Source organism: Parvibaculum sp., from assembly GCF_030694575.1.
Taxonomy (GTDB): domain Bacteria; phylum Pseudomonadota; class Alphaproteobacteria; order Parvibaculales; family Parvibaculaceae; genus Parvibaculum.
In genome coordinates this window covers 1-13982 of sequence record NZ_JAUYUS010000093.1, presented here as the reverse complement: position 1 = coordinate 13982, position 13982 = coordinate 1, and the positions used below count along the sequence as shown (strand labels likewise).

At 64.8% G+C, this 13982-nt stretch carries 14 protein-coding genes and 1 pseudogene; 4 read left to right on the top strand and 11 right to left on the bottom strand.

Going from position 1 to position 13982, the window contains the following annotated elements; genetic code table 11:
• Positions 1–280: 280 nt before the first annotated feature.
• The 5 genes from Q8S60_RS12770 to Q8S60_RS12750 all read right to left on the bottom strand — a co-directional run bounded on the left by Q8S60_RS12770 (position 281) and on the right by Q8S60_RS12750 (position 4424).
• A complete protein-coding gene (locus Q8S60_RS12770) occupies positions 281–952 on the bottom strand; it encodes a methyltransferase (RefSeq protein ID WP_305276122.1) in 672 nt (223 codons plus the stop codon).
• On the bottom strand, positions 949–1896 hold the full coding sequence (locus tag Q8S60_RS12765; protein ID WP_305276124.1) for a bifunctional riboflavin kinase/FAD synthetase: 948 nt from the start codon (positions 1894–1896) through the stop codon (positions 949–951). Before Q8S60_RS12765 ends, Q8S60_RS12770 begins: the two co-directional genes overlap by 4 nt.
• Before the next feature lie 105 nt (positions 1897–2001).
• Entirely contained in the window at positions 2002–2862 is an 861-nt protein-coding gene (locus Q8S60_RS12760; RefSeq protein WP_305668607.1) for a TIGR01459 family HAD-type hydrolase, read from the bottom strand.
• A gap of 19 nt (positions 2863–2881) precedes the next feature.
• The gene (gene rsmD, locus Q8S60_RS12755; RefSeq protein WP_305668606.1) at positions 2882–3451 is read right to left on the bottom strand and encodes a 16S rRNA (guanine(966)-N(2))-methyltransferase RsmD; all 570 of its coding nucleotides are present in this window, start codon (positions 3449–3451) and stop codon (positions 2882–2884) included.
• Positions 3426–4424, bottom strand: coding sequence for a pseudouridine synthase (locus tag Q8S60_RS12750; RefSeq protein ID WP_305668605.1), 999 nt, complete (start codon positions 4422–4424; stop codon positions 3426–3428). The genes rsmD and Q8S60_RS12750 overlap by 26 nt, the downstream gene beginning before the upstream one ends.
• 79 nt (positions 4425–4503) lie before the next feature.
• Here Q8S60_RS12750 and Q8S60_RS12745 point away from each other — a divergent pair, with 79 nt between their 5' ends.
• From Q8S60_RS12745 to Q8S60_RS12735, 3 genes are all read left to right on the top strand, one after another.
• Positions 4504–4968: a nucleoside deaminase gene (locus Q8S60_RS12745; RefSeq protein ID WP_305668604.1), complete on the top strand. Its 465-nt coding sequence runs from the start codon at positions 4504–4506 to the stop codon at positions 4966–4968.
• A 128-nt stretch (positions 4969–5096) separates the two neighbouring features.
• Positions 5097–6335 carry an acyl-CoA dehydrogenase family protein gene (locus Q8S60_RS12740; protein ID WP_305308245.1) on the top strand — a complete coding sequence of 413 codons (1239 nt, stop codon included), beginning with the start codon at positions 5097–5099 and terminating at the stop codon, positions 6333–6335.
• Between the two features lie 130 nt (positions 6336–6465).
• Positions 6466–7125, top strand: coding sequence for a glutathione S-transferase family protein (locus Q8S60_RS12735; RefSeq protein WP_305668603.1), 660 nt, complete (start codon positions 6466–6468; stop codon positions 7123–7125).
• Between the two features lie 4 nt (positions 7126–7129).
• On the opposite strand, the gene Q8S60_RS12730 is transcribed toward Q8S60_RS12735, so the two are convergent.
• The 5 genes from Q8S60_RS12730 to Q8S60_RS12710 form a co-directional block, all read right to left on the bottom strand.
• Positions 7130–9094 carry a PAS domain S-box protein gene (locus Q8S60_RS12730; protein WP_305668602.1) on the bottom strand — a complete coding sequence of 655 codons (1965 nt, stop codon included), beginning with the start codon at positions 9092–9094 and terminating at the stop codon, positions 7130–7132.
• 147 nt (positions 9095–9241) lie between these two features.
• Complete coding sequence (locus Q8S60_RS12725; RefSeq protein WP_305276137.1) at positions 9242–10315, bottom strand: phosphotransferase family protein; 1074 nt, start codon at positions 10313–10315, stop codon at positions 9242–9244.
• Between the two features lie 94 nt (positions 10316–10409).
• Positions 10410–11429 carry a fatty acid desaturase family protein gene (locus Q8S60_RS12720; protein ID WP_305276139.1) on the bottom strand — a complete coding sequence of 340 codons (1020 nt, stop codon included), beginning with the start codon at positions 11427–11429 and terminating at the stop codon, positions 10410–10412.
• Positions 11426–12082 carry a TetR/AcrR family transcriptional regulator gene (locus tag Q8S60_RS12715; protein WP_305276142.1) on the bottom strand — a complete coding sequence of 219 codons (657 nt, stop codon included), beginning with the start codon at positions 12080–12082 and terminating at the stop codon, positions 11426–11428. Before Q8S60_RS12715 ends, Q8S60_RS12720 begins: the two co-directional genes overlap by 4 nt.
• Positions 12083–12156: 74 nt before the next feature.
• A complete protein-coding gene (locus Q8S60_RS12710) occupies positions 12157–12333 on the bottom strand; it encodes a hypothetical protein (protein WP_305276143.1) in 177 nt (58 codons plus the stop codon).
• Positions 12334–12485: 152 nt separating this feature from the next.
• Between Q8S60_RS12710 and Q8S60_RS12705 the strand changes: the two genes are divergently transcribed.
• A complete protein-coding gene (locus Q8S60_RS12705; RefSeq protein WP_305276144.1) occupies positions 12486–13754 on the top strand; it encodes an MFS transporter in 1269 nt (422 codons plus the stop codon).
• Here Q8S60_RS12705 and Q8S60_RS12700 read toward each other — a convergent pair.
• Positions 13751–13982 (bottom strand): annotated as a pseudogene (locus tag Q8S60_RS12700) (4-hydroxybenzoate octaprenyltransferase); the annotation flags it as partial. The gene Q8S60_RS12705 and the pseudogene Q8S60_RS12700 overlap by 4 nt on opposite strands.

The window sequence follows — 13982 nt, the reverse complement described above, 5'->3', positions numbered from 1 at the left end:
ATCTTCGGATCGGCATCCGCCGTCTCGATCGCGTCGGCCAGTACCTTGTACATCTCCGCCGTCAGCGCGTTCTTCTTGTCCGGGCGGTTCATGGTGACGATCTGGACACCGTCTTCGATGGTCACGAGCACATGGTCGGTCATCGGGTCGATCCTCCGGCTGTTGCAACTGCGGCAATAAGTTCTGTTTTGGAATTAGCACCGCGACGGCCATGACGCAAAGCCAAACCGCGCAAGGCGATGTGCGCGGAAGGGGGCTCCGATGATGAAAATTGAACAGCTCAGAGAGGCAGCACGCGCCAGACGCTGGTGTTGCGGACATCCGTGTCCTCGAGCTCTCGCGTCGTCATGACCGCATAGGAGGTCAGTTTCTCGAGGCCGCTTTTCGGCAGGTAGGTCCGGCCCGGATCGCCGATCAGCACGGTGACCCCTTCGCCCGCGAGACGGCGCAGCCAGGCCTCCACGCGCTCCGCCAGCGGCCGCTCGTAGCACATGTCGCCGACCAGCACGACGTCCCAGCCCCGGTTCTCCACGCCGACGATGTCCTCGGCGGTGACGGCGACCGCGACCTCGTTGACCGCCGCGTTCAGCGCGATTGCCGAGACGGCGAAGCGGTCGATATCGGCGGCGAGGACGGAGGCCGCACCCGCCTTCATGGCGGCGATGCCGATCATCCCCGAGCCGGAGCCGAAATCGAGGACGCGGCGGCCGGCGACAATTCCGGGGTTGTCGAGGATGTAGCGGGAGAGCGCCTGCCCGCCAGCCCAGGCGAACGCCCAGAAGGGCGGCGGCAGGCCGGTCTTTTCCAGTTCCTCCTCCGTCATCTGCCAGATCGGCACGATCTCGGAGGCGAGATGAAGCCTCACTTCCGGTACGAGCGGCGGTTCGTGGAGGAGAGTGTTGTCGCGGATGAAGCGGGCGGGGTCGCGTGCGGCGACGTTCCCGGCGGTCATTTGCGGGGCAGCGCCGCCAGCACGTCGCGGGCGCGGACGCTGTCTTTCGCGATCTGGGCCTTGAGGCTGTCGAGGCCGTCGAACTTCCGCTCGGGGCGCAGATATTCGATGAAGGAGACGGCGGCGTGGATGCCGTAGATGTCGCCTTCGAAATCGAAGATATGCGCTTCGAGGAGTACGTCCTGCTTGTCGAAGGTGGGCCGCCGCCCGACATTCGCGACGCCGTCATAGACGCCCTTGTGGGGACCGTCCTCGATCTCGACCTTCACCGCATAGACGCCGAGCGCCGGCAGGACATGTTCCTCCAGCGACAGGTTCGCGGTGGGAAACCCGATGGTGCGGCCGCGCCTGTCGCCTTGCTGGATATGCGTCTCCACCGTCCACCAATGGCCGAGCAGGGCCGCCGCGCCGCGCGGATCGCCGTTCGCCAGAAGCTCGCGGATGCGCGTCGAGGAATAGGTGACGCCGCCCGACTGCACTTCCTCGACGATGCTGACGCCGTAGCCTTCCATCCCGCCCATATAGGAAAGTGCCGCCGCATCGCCGCCGCGCCCCTTGCCGAAACGGAAATCGTAACCCGCCACGACATGGACGGCATGGAGACCGTTCACCAGCACGTCGAGCACGAATTCGGGCGCGAGCTTCTGCGACATCGCCTGATCGAAGGGGAGGGCGGCGAGAATATCGACGCCCATGCCTTCGAGCAGGCGGGCCTTGGCGCGGAAAGGCGTCAGCCGGAAGAACGGGCGGTCGGGAAAGAAGAACTGTTGCGGATGCGGCTCGAAGACGAGGACGCCGAGCGGCGCGCCCAATTCGTTGGCGATCTCCGCCGCCTTGCCGATCACCTGCTGGTGGCCGAGATGTACGCCGTCGAAATTGCCAAGCGCATAGACCGCGCCCCGGAGGCCGGGCGGCACATGCTCGTAATGGCGGATAATCTGCATCGGCGGGGATCTGGGCTCCGGGCGGTATGGGTCCGGCCAAGGTCATGGCGGATCGGCTCTCCAGCGTCAAGTACGGGGCTGAGGGCCCCGGCCGCCGTTGCGTCTTTACCAGACCAGCCGGGGCATGGCGCCGACGGCTCTGACCCCGGCCCGGGACAGCACCAGATCGACACGTTCCTCCTCCGGCGCCTCGGCGGAAGGCCCGCAATCGGCCGCCGCGATGCCGCCGGTGATGAAAAGGGCGTCGATGCCGGTGTCGTTCGCGCCCTTGACGTCGGTCAGCGGACCGTCGCCGACCGCAAGGATGCGGGCATCGGGAATGGCGGCGCCCGCCAGTTCGGCGAGGCGTTTGCGGGCGATCTCGTAGACGGGGCCGTGGGGCTTGCCGAAATAGACGACCTCGCCGCCGAGCTCTTCGTAAAGCCGCGCGAGAGCGCCGGCGCAATAGATGTGGCGGTCGCCGCGCTCGACGATGATGTCCGGATTGGCGCAGATGAGCGGCAACCTGCGCGCGGCGAGCGCGGTGAATTGCGCGCGGTAGTCTTCCGGCCCTTCCGTCTCGTCGTCGAACGGGCCGGTGACGAGAATGAATTCACCCTCCGCTTCGGCGACGCTGGCGACGCCCGTGCCGTCGAAGAGCGTCAGGTCGCGGTCGGGACCGATGTAGTAGCAGCGCGTGCCGCGCGCATGGGAAGCGAGGTAGATTTTTGTGGCGTCGCCCGAGGTGAGGATGCCGTCATAGACGTCATGCGGAATGCCCATGCGTTCGAACATGATGGGCAGCGCGTCTGACGGCCGCGGCGCATTCGAGAGCAGCAGCACATGGCCGCCCTTCGCCTGGAATTTTCCCAGCGCCTCGGCGACGCCCGGATAGGCCTCGCGGCCATTGTGAAGCACGCCCCAGACGTCGCAGAGAAGCGCGTCGTAACGGTCGGCGAGGACGGAGAGGCCGGGAAGAAGGGGCACGGGAAATTCCTTGAGACGGTCAGGCGGGTGCGCGCATGAAGATGATTTCGGTGTCGCGGTAGCGGCGCCGGTCGAGTTCCTCGAAACCTTCCGGCGCGACGAAATCGGCAAGCGCGGTTTCCTCCAGAACGCAGAGTGCGCCGGGCGCGAGCCAGTCGCCGTCGCGCGCGGACAGAAGCGCCGCCGCGCCGAGACCCTTGCCGTAGGGCGGGTCGGCGAAAAGAAGCGTGAAGGCGGGACCGACGCTGCCGGGGCGGGGACCGAGCTTCGTCGCGTCGCGCTTGTAGAGCTTCGCGTTTCCGTTGAGGCCGAGATGTTCGAGATTTTCGCGGATGGCACCGCGGCTCTCCGCGTGATCGTCGACGAAGAGCGCGAAGGAAGCGCCGCGCGACAGGGCTTCGAGACCGAGCGCGCCCGTTCCCGCGAAAAGATCGAGCACCCGCGCGCCTTCAAGCGTGAACTCGCCGAAATCCGCATGAGCGAGAATGTTGAACAATGCCTCGCGCGTGCGGTCGCTTGTCGGCCGCACGATGTCGCCTTTCGGCGCCGCGATGGCGCGGCCCCTATGGACGCCGCCGACGATCCGCATGCGGAGCCTTTCTCTTGCCAGCCGTATCGGCCTTTTTCTCACGGAAGGTTTTCAGCTTCGGCTTGGTGCCGCCCGGCTTTGTCCCTCCCGGCTTTGTCCGGTCCGGTTTGGCGGAGGGTTTGCCGCCGGCTTTCCCGGCGACCGGTTTGCCGCCGACCCATTTTCCGGCGCTGCCTGTCACCGGCCCTTTGGATGGGCGGGCTTCGGCCGGCGCGAATTGTTCGGCATGGACGCCGAGCTGATCCATCAGCACGCGGTTCGGCACCTGTTTGATGTCGCCGGGTTCGAGATCGCCGATCTGGAACGGGCCGAAGGAAAGCCGGATCAGCCGGTTGACGCTCAGACCGAGTTCGGCGAGGACGCGCTTCACTTCACGGTTCTTGCCTTCCTTGAGGCCGAGCGTGAGCCAGACATTCGATCCCTGCACCTTGTCGATCGTCGCCTCGATCGGACCGTAGCGCACGCCTTCGACGGTGATGCCGTTTTTGAGCTTGTCGAGATCGGCCTGGGTGATGCGGCCCCAGGCGCGGACCCGGTAGCGCCGCGTCCAGCCGGTGGCGGGCAGTTCGAGCAGCCGCGCCAGCTCGCCGTCATTGGTGAGAAGCAGCAGGCCCTCGGTATTGATGTCGAGCCGGCCGACCGAAACGACACGCGGAATGTCTTCCGGCAGCTTCTCGAACACGGTGGTCCGGCCTTCCGGATCCTTCGCCGTGGTGACGAGGCCGGCGGGCTTGTGGTAGCGCCAGAGCTTTGTCGGCTCCTGCGCGGGCAGCGCCTTTCCGTCCACGACGATGGTCTCGCGGCCGGTGATGTTGAGGGCGGGGCTTTTCAGCACCTTGCCGTTCACGGTGACGCGGCCTTCCTCGATAAGCTTCTCGGCTTCGCGGCGCGAGCAGATGCCCGCGCGCGCAATCACTTTCGCGATGCGGTCGCCTGCGGGGGTGTCGGATGCGGTCGGGGGGCTCGGTTTCATGGCCTCTCTTTATCAGGAGCCCCGCCGGACAGGAAGCCGTGCTTGACGGATGGCGAGAAGGGAAGGCACGGTCCCCGCCATGAGCGCCCAGGAACCCTCAGATCGTCCCATGGATATCGCCTTTGCCGAGGCCGAGGCAGCGGCCGCGCGCGGCGAGGTGCCGGTGGGGGCGGTGGTGGTGGATGGCGAGGGCCGGATCGTCGCCCGGGCCGGCAACCGGACGCTCGAACTGAAGGACCCGACCGCCCACGCCGAATTGCTCGCCATCCGGGCGGCCTGTGCGGCGCTCGGCTCGGAGCGGCTTATCGGCTGCGACCTCTATGTAACGCTGGAGCCCTGCGCCATGTGCGCGGCGGCGATCTCCTTTGCGCGCATCCGCAGGCTTTATTACGGGGCGGCGGACGAGAAGGGCGGCGGGGTGGATCACGGGCCGCGGATTTTCGCGCAAGTCACCTGTCATCACCGGCCGGAGGTTTATGGCGGGATCGGCGAAACGCAGGCAGCGTCGCTTTTGCGGGCGTTTTTTGCGGCGCGGCGAGACTGAAAGGTCGCAGCGGCTCTTGCGGCTTTCCGCGTGATTTGCACGCGCCAACCCGTTAGAGTGCCGCCATTCGTCATTTGAGAAGGAGGCCCAAAGCCTCCAACCCACAAGAAATACGAAGGGGAGACCTCATGAATTTCGAACACACGGACAAGGTCAAGGAACTGCTCGCCCGGCTGGAGCGGTTCATGGACAAGTACATCTATCCGAACGAAAAGACCTACGACGACCAGATGAAGGCCTTCCGCGAGGCGGGCAATCCCTGGCAGGTGCCGCAGATCCTCGAAGACCTGAAGCCGAAGGCGCAGGAAGAAGGCCTGTGGAATCTGTTTCTGCCGGAATCCGAGCGTGGCGGCGGGCTGAGCAACCTCGAATATTCGTCGGCCTGCGAAATCATGGGCCGGGTCGGCTGGGCATCGGAAGTCTTCAACTGCTCCGCGCCCGACACCGGCAACATGGAAGTGCTGGAGCGTTACGGCAACGAACGCCACAAGAAAGAATATCTGGAGCCGCTGCTGCAGGGCAAGATCCGCTCGGCGTTCCTGATGACCGAGCCGGACGTCGCTTCCTCCGACGCCACCAACATCGCCACGCGCATCGAACGCGACGGCGACGAATACGTCATCAATGGCCGCAAGTGGTGGTCGTCGGGCGTCGGCGATCCGCGCTGCAAAATCGCGATCGTCATGGGCAAGACCGATCCGAAGGCCGATACCTATCGTCAGCAGTCGCAGATCCTGATGCCGCTCGACGCCAAGGGCGTGAAGATCGTGCGCATGCTGCCGGTGTTCGGCTATGACGACGCGCCGCACGGCCACGCGGAAGTCATTCTCGACAATGTGCGCGTACCGGCGGAAAACCTGCTGCTCGGCGAAGGCCGCGGTTTCGAAATCAGCCAGGGCCGCCTTGGACCTGGCCGCATCCATCACTGCATGCGCACCATCGGCGTCGCCGAACGCGCTCTCGAAAAGATGTGTCAGCGCCTGCTCTCCCGCGAAGCTTTCGGCAAGAAGATCGCCGATCACTCCGTGTGGGAACAGCGTGTGGCGGAAGCCCGCACCGAAATCGAGATGTGCCGCCTGCTGACGCTGAAGGCCGCCTACATGATGGACACGGTGGGCAACAAGGTCGCCCGCACCGAGATCGCCATGATCAAGGTGGCAGCGCCCCGCATGGCCCTCAAGGTCATCGACGACGCCATCCAGGCGCATGGCGGCGGCGGCGTGACCACCGATTTCGGTCTCGCGAAAATGTATTCGGGCATTCGCACGCTGCGTCTGGCCGACGGTCCGGACGAGGTGCACAACCGCACCATCGCGCGGCTCGAATTCAAGAAGCACATGAACAAGGTCCGCGCCGCGGCGGAATGATCGTGATGTGCGATCGCTCCATTCGCCGGCTTTGGGCCTTCGGGTGAGCGAACGGAATGACGGCCGGTCCCTTGTGGGACCGGCCGTTTTCATGTGACCGGCAAACAACACAGACAGCGGACAGCGGTAAATGAGCATTTCCACCGGCATGAAGATGTACAACGCGCAGCTCTCGCCTTTCGCGGCGCGCTGCCGTCTCGCGATCTATGCGAAGGAGCTCGATGTCGAGTTCCTCGACATGCCGAACCCGGAGCTGGAGGAAGAGTTCAGCCGCATCGCGCCGATGCACAAGGTTCCGCTGCTTGTCGACGGCGCGACGATTGTCCCGGAATCCGAAACCATCTGCGAATATCTCGAAGACCGGGGGCTGGGCACGCCGCTGCGCCCGGGCGACGCCGCGGCGGTTGCGCGGATGCGGCTTCTCGCCCGTATCGGCGACCTCTATGTGATGGAGCCGATGGGTACGCTCTTCGGCCAGATCAATCCGGTGGGACGCGACCAGACCGTGGTCGCGCGCGAAATGGCCCTGCTCGTTACCGCACTGCGCTGGCTCGATCACTATATCGCCGGCCCGGACTACGCCGTCGGTGAGAGCCTGACGATCGCGGATTGCGCGCTGGTGCCAATCCTCTTTTTCTTCGATCAGATCGGACCGATGTTCGGCGAGGCGGATCCGTTGCGCTCCTTTCCGAAGGCGCATGCCTATTACAAGGGCGTGCAGAAGCATCCCGCCGCCGCGAAAGTCGTGGCCGAACTCGATGCGGCTTTGCGCCGGATGATGGAAAGCTGACGGGTCAGTTCGTCGCGACGGCGGGAACCGGCGCGGCAGGCAGCGCGCAATAAGGCACCTTCGGCAATGTCACCGTGACCGTGGTGCCGGCGCCAAGCTCGCTTTCGATGACCATGTTGCCGCCGTGAAGCTCGGCGAGAGAGCGCACAAGCGCGAGGCCGAGGCCGGTGCCTTCCTTGCTGAGCGCGGCGTCGCTTGCGATCTGCTCGAAGGGCTGACCCAGCCGGGCGATCTGGTCCGCGGGGATGCCGCGCCCCGTGTCGGAGACGGTGAAGCGGATCGTATCCTCGACTTCCGTCAGCGCGATCGATATGCGCCCGCCCGACGGCGTGAACTTCGCCGAGTTCGACAGAAGATTGAGCATGATCTGTTTGAGCGCGCGTTCGTCGGCAACGAGCGTGCCGCCGCCCGGGGCGCAGTCGATCTTTCTGGCGAGATGGATGCCGTTTTCCTCGGCCCGGCCGCGCACCAGCCTCATGCAGGATTCGATGAGCGCCGGCGCGTCGACCGTCTCGGGGTGAAGCTCGTATTTTCCCGCCTCGATCTTCGACATGTCGAGAATGTCGCTGATGAGATCGAGAAGCAGCGCGCCGCTCTCGTTGATGAGCTGCGCATATTCCATGTAGCGGGGATGCCCGAGCGCGCCGAACATCTGCATGCGCAGAATTTCGGAAAAGCCGATGATCGCGTTGAGCGGCGTGCGAAGCTCGTGGCTCATATTGGCGAGGAAGCGCGACTTGGTGCGGCTCGCGGTTTCCGCGCGTTCGCGTGCTTCGAGAAGCTCCATCTCGTGCCGCTTGCGTTCGCTGACGTCGCGCGTGATCCCGATGACCTCGGCGATGCGCCGTCCATCCGTGTCGCGTGCGCTCCGCATCGTCGACTCGAGCCAGACATAATGGCCGTGCCTGTGGCGGAAGCGATAGTCGAACTGGACCTGCTCTCCCTTTGCCACGCACTGGATGAACGCATCGCGCGCACGCGGGAAGTCGTCGGGGTGGATCATGTCTTCCGAAATGGGCTGCCCGATGAATTCTTCCGGCTTGCGGCCAAGCATGGGCTCGACGGCGGGCGATATGAAAATGACGCGGGCTTCCGCGTCGTAATGCGCCACCACGTCGGATGCCTGTTCGGTCATCAGCCGGTATTTCGCTTCACTCGCCTTGAGCGCCAGTTCCGCTTCCACTTCCTCGTGGACGTCTTCCGCGAGCCCGACCAGAGCGCCGATTTCGCTGTGCGCGTCGGCCTCGGCATAGGCGTAGGTCTTGAAATAGCGATAGGTGCCGTCGCCGCTGCGAAAGCGTGTGACGGAGTTCACCGGTTCATGCGTCTCGAAGGCGTCGATGAACTGCGAGAGAAGCTCGTCGCGGTCGTCCGGGTGAACGAGGTGTTCGTACCAGTCGCCGCCGGCCGGAAGCTGGCTTTCCTCGAGACCGAGGATGCGCGCGACGCCGCGCGACCATTGCGGCGCAGGCTCGCCTTTCACCCAGCGCCAATGCCCGAAGCGCGCGAGCTGCTCGGCTTCGCGCAACTGATGCTCCAGGAGATAAGTCTCCGTCACGTCGCGGGAAACGCAGAGAATGCCGGCGACATTGGGATCGGCAAGAAGGTTGCGGCCCCGCGTTTCGAGGCGCCGCCAGTTGCCGTTCGCATGGGGCAGCCGGATCGTCTCCAGCACTTCCGATCCCGGCACGCGCGCGCATTCCTCGATCCTGCGCACGAGGCGCTCGCGGTCGTCGGGATGAACGAGGTCGGCGATTTTCTGTCCGATCAGAAACGCCTCGGACGTGCCCATCGCCTTGAGAGAGGCAGGGCTCTGATAGGTGATGACGCCGTGGCGGTCGACGATGGTGAGAATGTCGCCGACATTCTCGACGAGCGCGCGATAGAACTCGCCCGGAGCCGTGCGGACTTTCGCCGCGCAGGTTCCATGCGGTCGCGACGATTGTCCCTTGTCGACGGGACGGCCCATAAATGCTCCCTACTCACGGTTTGGTGCCGGTCGCGTCCTGCGGCCGGTGCATCCGTAATGGAGGGAATGCTAGGCGGATTTGTTTAACGTTCCATTGCCCGGGATACGCCGTTAACGGAACGCTAACCGTGTTTGCGGCGGAAAAGCCTACCGGTCCGGACGCTGCACGATTTCCCACGCATGTTCGGCGAGCTTGCGGCAGGAATCGCCCAGCGTCATCGCGCGTTCCGAGCTGGCATTGCCGTCGAGCCCGCGCTTGTAGACGCCCTGGCTGATGGAAGCGAGGCGGAACATCGAGAAGGCGAGGTAGAAGTTCCAGTGCGGAATGCCGTCCCGGCCCGCATGACGGCAATATTCGGCGACGAATTCTTCTTCCGTCGGCACGCCGGGCGTTTTCGTCCGGTCGATCGCCTCCGCGCCGCCCGCGACGCCGAGAAGATCGTACATGCAGGTATAGGCGACGTCGGCGAAGGGATGACCGATGGTGCAGAGCTCCCAATCGAGAACCGCGATCATGCGCGGCTCCGTGGAATGGAACATCGTGTTGCCGAGGCGATAGTCGCCATGGGCGATCGTTACCGACGGTTCGTCGGGAATATGCGCCGGCAGATAGTCGATGAGCTTTTCCATCGCCGGAATGTCGGCCGTCTGCGCGCCGCGATATTGCTTGATCCAGCGTCCGGTCTGGCGTTCGAAATAGTTGCCGGGCTTGCCGAAATCGGCGAGGCCCACTTTCTCGTAATCGACCTTGTGAAGCTTCGCGAGATTCTCGGCGAGGTTGGCATAGACGGCCCGGCGCTCCGCTTCGTTCGCCTCCGGCATGACCGAGTCGCGGAAGACGCGGCCTTCGAGATATTCCATCACATAGAAGGAGGTGCCGATGACGCTGTCGTCCTCGCACAGTGCATACATATGCGGCACCGGCACGCCGGTTCCGGCGAGCGCCTTCATCACGCGGTATTCGCGGTCGACCTGATGCGCGCTGGCGAGGAGTTGTCCCGGCGGCTTCTTGCGCATCACATAACGCTTGCCGCCGCCCGCGCCGGTTGTCGTCAGCAGGAATGTGGGATTGGACTGGCCGCCCTCGAACTGGCGCACCTCAAGCGCGCCGCCGAAACCTTCGACCCGATCGCGGCAAAAGGTTTCGAGGCGCTTCACGTCGAAGCGATGCGCCTCGCGAATGGCGGTGGTTTCCTGCTCGGCGCTGGTGGCGTCGGCCATGCTTCAATCTCCCCGGACGGCAATTCTTGTTGGGAGAGACTTAGCACGAGGACGGGAGGTCACAAAGGCAGGCGAATGGACGTCGCGCAAAGCTTCAGGCCGCGTCCTGGCTCTCCTCGAAACCCTCGCCCATCGTGCCGGAAACGCGCTGGCGCCGCGCATTATGGACGACCTTGCCGGGCCGGTCGTCGGTGTCGGGCCGTGACGTCGCCATGCGGATCACCTCGGCGTAACCCTCCTTGGTTTCCATGCGGGGCCCGTAACCGTTCGCGATCAGGAAGCGGCGGGCCATCGGCAGGTTGTAGCAGGGCACCCACATCATCAGGTGATGCTCGACATGATAGTTCACCCAGTAGGGTGCGACGAGCGCGCGCTCGATCCATCCCGCCTTGGTGGTACGCGCATGACGGAACGGGTCGTTGTCGTCCGGCACCATCGCATGTTCGGCGATGTTGCGGATGCGCGTGATCGCCTGCTGCCAGGTAAGGAGCGGCACGAGCCAGAGCGCAAAATAGAGATACCAGTAGCCCGTGACCGCGAGCAGCGAGAAGAGAACGAGCTGCGTCACCGTTGCGCGGCCGAGCTTGTTCCAGAAATGGCGCAGGCGCTGTTCGAGCGGCCACTCGGCCTTGCCGATGGCGTTCAGTATCTGTGCCTTGCGCTGCTGGTAGCCGGTCTGGCCGGTGAGATCGCGGATCATCTTGCGGCGGAAGCTTTTGCGCGTGATCGGGAAGGGCGCGGAGAGGATGAGGTCCGGGTCCTCCGGCTGCTGCGTATTCGCATGATGCTTCAGGTGATAGCGGCGGTAGGCGCCCGTCTCCGCCATCATCGGATAGGCGCAGAACCACTGGCTCAGGAACATGTTGAGCTTCGGGTTCTGCGTGAGGATGCCGTGTGCGCCGTCATGCATGAGGATCGCGAGGCCGAGCTGGCGTGCGCCGATGACCATGACCGCGAGAATGTAGGTCAGCGGATTGGGAAAGGCGGCAAAGACGGCCATTGCGCCGAAGATCACGCCCCAGGCGTGAACCACGGCCCATGTGCCGCGAATGTCGGAACGCTTTCGCACCAGCGCAAGCTGGGCGGGATTGAGAAGGGTGGCTGCCGTGCTCATGCCGTTGCTCTCCGTTGGGTTCCGTCTTTTGCTTTTCCTGCCGGGGCCGCGCCGATACCGGCCATGCAGAAGCCGACAATTTCCTCGACCACGCGTTCGGGCTCGCTGTCGAGTTCATGAGACTGCGGCGCGAGCGGCCCGATCAGCGCGGTGGGAATGGCGCCCGCGATGCACGCGGCCGCGATCCGCACATTGGTTTTCGGAAACTCGCCGGCCTCGATGCCGTCTTCGAGAATGCGCGCGAAAATTTCGGCATGCGTGCGGCGGAAGAAGGCGCGTTCCTCGGCGAGATTCACATCCACCGGTTCGGCGAGCAGCGCATACGCAAGACGGCGGCCCTTCACGGCGCGGCCGGCGAATGTGCGCAGGACTTTTGCGAGCCGCGTTCGCGCGCGCTCATCGCCCGTCGCGATGGTCGCCAACAGGCCCATTTCATGCGCCGAGACTTCGCGGAACACCTGGCGGCAAAGTTCTTCCTTGGAGGAGAAATAGCGGTAGAGCGTGCCCGTGGCGACGCCCGCGCGCCGCGCGACTTCGGCCATCTGCACCGCGGCGAAACCGCCTTCGGACACGAGATCGCGCGCGGCATCGAGGATGCTGCGACGTGTATCCGCGAGCCGGGCCGCTACCTTGTCGGTCTGCCGATAAGCCAAAACCTGAACCTCCGTTCATCAATGAAATGAACCATGGTTCAGCGGCCGGCGTCAAGTCCTGCGAAAGGTTGAGATCAGTCGGCGGCGCGCAGCAGGGACGGGAAATCGTCGCGGGTTTTCCTTGCGGGAACAGGCTTTTTGGCCGCACGAAACCCGGCCTCACCGGCCTCGTACCAGTGCGGCTGGCCCGTGAAAACCTCGGCCGCGAGGGCGGCGTCGTGGAGCCATTCCTTCAGTTTTTTCTTCAACATAGCGGCCCCCTTTCGGAGCTGTTTCGACACTCTGTATGTAACTTCGGGCGGCGCCGGTTCAACGCGGCGGGCCTGCGGCAAAACGGCTTGCGCGAATGGGGCGCGACACCGGTTGCGGCTTGGGGTATCAACCCCGCAAACGGAACTCGCAGATGACCTCAACGCCCCCCGCCGACACCGCCGAGGACACGACGTCCGGCCTTTTCAGGCTGCGCGATTTCAGGCTCTACATTTCGGGACGCTTCCTCGGCACGCTCGCCATGCTGATCCAGTCGGTGGCGGTGGGCTGGCAGGTCTACGACATCACCGAAAGCCCGATGGCGCTCGGCTATGTCGGCCTCGCGCAATTCCTGCCCATCGTGCTGCTGACCCTGCCGGCGGGCGACATCGCCGACCGCATCGACCGCCGCATCATCGTCGCGGTGAGCGCGGTGCTGGAGGCGGCGGCGGCCGGCTGGCTGATCCTGCTCACGCTGACGCATTCGGGCGACGTCACTTATTTCTACGCGGCGCTCGCGCTGTTCGGCTGCGCGCGCGCCTTCATGGCGCCGGCGTCCCGTTCTTTCGTGCCGCTGCTCGTCTCGGCGACGCAGCTTCCGCGTGCCATCGCGGTGAGCTCGTCCTCGTTCCAGATCGCGGTCATCACCGGACCGGCCATAGGCGGCGGGCTCTATATCTTCGGACCCGTCATCGTCTACGCGACCTGCGTTGCGCTGTTTCTCTGCGTTGCCGTTTCCTTCCTCGGCATCCGCACGCGGCCGCCGGTCGCCACAACCAACTCGGCCGTCGGTGCTATCCAGCGCGTGACGGCGGGCATCGCCTATATGCGCCGCACACCCATCGTGCTCGGCGCAATCTCGCTCGATCTTTTCGCGGTGCTGCTCGGCGGCGCGGTGGCGCTGCTGCCGATCTTCGCGCGCGACATATTGCATGTAGGGCCGGAGGGTCTCGGACTGATGCGATCCGCGCCCGCCATCGGCGCCATCGTCGTCAACCTGCTCATCATCTGGCGGCCGATCCGGGCGCGCACCGGCCACATCATGTTCGCCTGCGTCGCTCTCTTCGGCGTCGCGACGATCTTCTTCGGCCTGTCGGAAAACTTCCTGCTGACGCTCGGCGCGCTGGCCGTGATGGGCGCCTCCGACATGGTGAGCGTCAACATCCGCTCGACGCTCATTCCGCTGGCGACGCCGCAGCCGATGCTCGGCCGCGTGACGGCGGTGGAAATGCTCTTCATCGGCGCCTCGAACGAACTCGGCGAATTCGAATCCGGCCTTACGGCCGCATGGTTCGGAACGGTTCCAGCCGTCGTGATCGGCGGCCTCGGCACGCTTGGCGTCGTCGGCATATGGATGTGGCTCTTCCCGGACCTGCGAAAGGTCGACAAGCTCTCCGACGTGAAGCCGCGGGAACCCGGCTAGAAGAGTTTACCCGCGACGATGGCGGCGAAGACGATGAAGCCGAAATCGCGATTGGAGCGGAAGAGTTTCAGGCAGAGAGCCGGATCGTCGATATCGAGCTTCACGATCTGCCAGACGAGTTGCGCGGCGGCAAGCGCGACGCCGAGATAGAAGAACATGCCGATGGAGGCGGCGGCGCCCGACGCGGCAAGCGCCGCGATCATCGCGCCATAGAAGACCCAGAGCCAT